The 2,384-nt window shown below is 67.5% G+C and carries 2 protein-coding genes; both read right to left on the bottom strand.

Features of this window, described 5'->3' with window-relative positions; all coding sequences use genetic code 11:
- Positions 1-68 precede the first annotated feature (68 nt).
- A complete protein-coding gene (gene istB / locus I6U14_RS14775) occupies positions 69-872 on the bottom strand; it encodes an IS21-like element helper ATPase IstB (protein ID WP_296900282.1) in 804 nt (267 codons plus the stop codon).
- The gene (gene istA, locus I6U14_RS14780) at positions 869-2,158 is read right to left on the bottom strand and encodes an IS21 family transposase (RefSeq protein ID WP_296900283.1); all 1,290 of its coding nucleotides are present in this window, start codon (positions 2,156-2,158) and stop codon (positions 869-871) included. Before istA ends, istB begins: the two co-directional genes overlap by 4 nt.
- Positions 2,159-2,384 lie beyond the last annotated feature (226 nt).

Below are 2,384 nucleotides of genomic sequence, written 5' to 3' on the forward strand. Positions count from 1 at the left end.
TCGTTACGAACTGGGGGTAGCTGTCCTCCTCCCCCGCCCCCATGGGGGCGGGCACGTTATCGGACGCATCAGCCCTGGGATTTGAGGGATGCGTCCAGGTCCTTGAGTCGGTAACTCCCGCCACGGATGTTCAAGACGTGGCTGGCGTGAAGCAGACGGTCCAGAATCGCTGTGGCCAGGACCTCGTCGCCCGCGAGCATCTCAGGCCACTCCCGGACGCTCTTGTTGGACGTCAGGCAGACCGATCCCCGCGTGTACCGGTGACTGACCATGCGGAAGAAGAGGCTGGCATCCTCGCGCGAAAACGGCTCGAAGCCGACCTCGTCGATGACCAGCAGCGCCGGCTTCATGTACTTGCGCCGCCGCAGCCGCGCCGGCGGCACCTCCTGGTCCTTGCGCATGGCGTGCAGCAGCTCGTCGAGACGATAGAATGCCACCGAGAAGCCGCATTCCACCGCCTTCACACCCAGCGCCACCGCCAGGTGGGTCTTGCCCACCCCCGGCGGGCCCTGGATCAACAGGTTCTGCTTCTGACGGATCCAGGCGCAGGTGGACAGCGTCTCGATGCGTGAGCGCTCCACCGACGGCTGGAAGGCGAAATCGAAGTTCGCGATCGTCTGGCCCGTGGGCAGACCCGAAAGCTGCAGCGCCTTGCGCAGACGCCGCTCCTCCCGGCGTTCGAGCTCGAGGGAAAGCAGGGCCTCCAGCAGGGACGCCGGGCCCCGGTCTTCCTTCACCGCATCGGTCACCGCTCCCGCCAGATGCTCGGCCGCAAAGCCCAGGCCCAGCCGCTCCAGCTGATCGCGCAGGCGCCCGATATCCGCTTGGGGGCGCGAGCGCGGTAGTGCTTCGCTCATCGTCTGCGTGTTCATCGGCTCGCCTCCGCCAGTGCGGCATACAGGTCGATCGGACGCGCCTCCACCGGGAGGGAGGTGATCTCCTCGAGCTTCCGGCCCATGCGGCCCAGCGGCAGGGGCGCAATCACCCGGTCGGTCGATTCCCCTTCGAAGCAATCGGCCTGGAGCAGGATGCGCTGCTCTGTATGCCGCGGATACCAGACCAGCATCTGGCCCGTTTCCGGATCGAAGACCTCGATGGCCTGCGCTGTGCCGTGCACCTCCACCAGCCGGTCCACGTAGGCGAAGGGGACCGCATACGTCCGCCCCTCCACCCGGATCGTGCAGTCCCGGTGCACGCGGCAGGTGCGCACCAGATCGAACGGCTCGGGCAGCCGCTGCGGGAGACGGCCCAGACGCGGCTTCTCGTCCTCCCACGTCTCGTACACCGTCTTGCCCGTGGCCGCGCAGATGCGCCTGCGGTCGCTACGCTCGATGGCCGCGTCCGTCCAGGCCTGCAAATGCGCCAGGCTCTCGAACGACCGGCGGCCCAGGCCCAGCTCGTCCAGAACCCGCACCCGCCGCTCCACCTTGCCCTTCTGTTGCGGCTGGCGCACCTGGTGCGCATCCACATGGAAACGCATCTGCCGGGCATAGAGCCGGTACTGCTCGTTCACCCGGCCCCACGCGCCCGCACCGTGCGCCACGCCGGTCTTCAGGTTGTCGATCCGGTTCACCGCGGCCACGCCTTCCAACCGGCGGTAGGCCTCATTGTGCACGTGGTGCCAGGAGAGCTGGTCCTGCTTCCGGCTCCAGATCACCGCCGTCCGCCGGCTGTGGCTCAGTACCATCACGAACGCATGCAGCTTGACCGGGCCCGCCGGATCGCCCAGATCCACCCACCGCTCCGCCCAGTCGCTCTGGCTCTGCGCTCCCGCCGGCGTCTCCACCCGGCGCCGTGCACGCGTCCGCGGCTTGCCGTACCGACGGCGCACGTACCGCAGCACCGCCTTGTAGCCGCCCCCATAGCCATGCTCCTCCACCAGGTACGCGTACAGCGTCTGCACGCTCGGGGGATGGCCGGCTCCCGGCCGCTCCGTTTCTTCGGTCCACCACGCGTCGATCGCCTTTTCCAGACCGAGGTCCTCCATGGCGAAGCGCTTGCGCTTGCGCCCGTCCACGGCTCCAGAGGCCATCCGGCGAAGATGGTAGCGCACGGCGCCTTCTGTCACGCCCAGCTCCCGCGCGATCGAAGACTGCGACCGCCCTCGCTCGCTCAACACTTGAATCGTCACGATCTCGTCCTTTCCAAGCTTGGCCATGGCCGGTCCTCCTTGTGTTTGCCTACACAGGAGATCGACCGGTCTGGCCTCTCTTTCAAATCGCCGTCAGGACCGCCCCGACGACGGCCCCAGCTCGTAACGATTCGTGTCCCTAAACTATCGTATTATCGGAAGCCGGTGACATCCAGGTGGTAGAGCGCGCGCGTGTCCGCGTCCGGAGAGCCAGGCGCGGTCGCAGGCACGAACGGCGCAGGCCCGAGTTTGT

This window comes from Thiohalocapsa sp. (genome assembly GCF_019695415.1).
In the GTDB taxonomy this organism is placed as follows: domain Bacteria; phylum Pseudomonadota; class Gammaproteobacteria; order Chromatiales; family Chromatiaceae; genus Thiohalocapsa.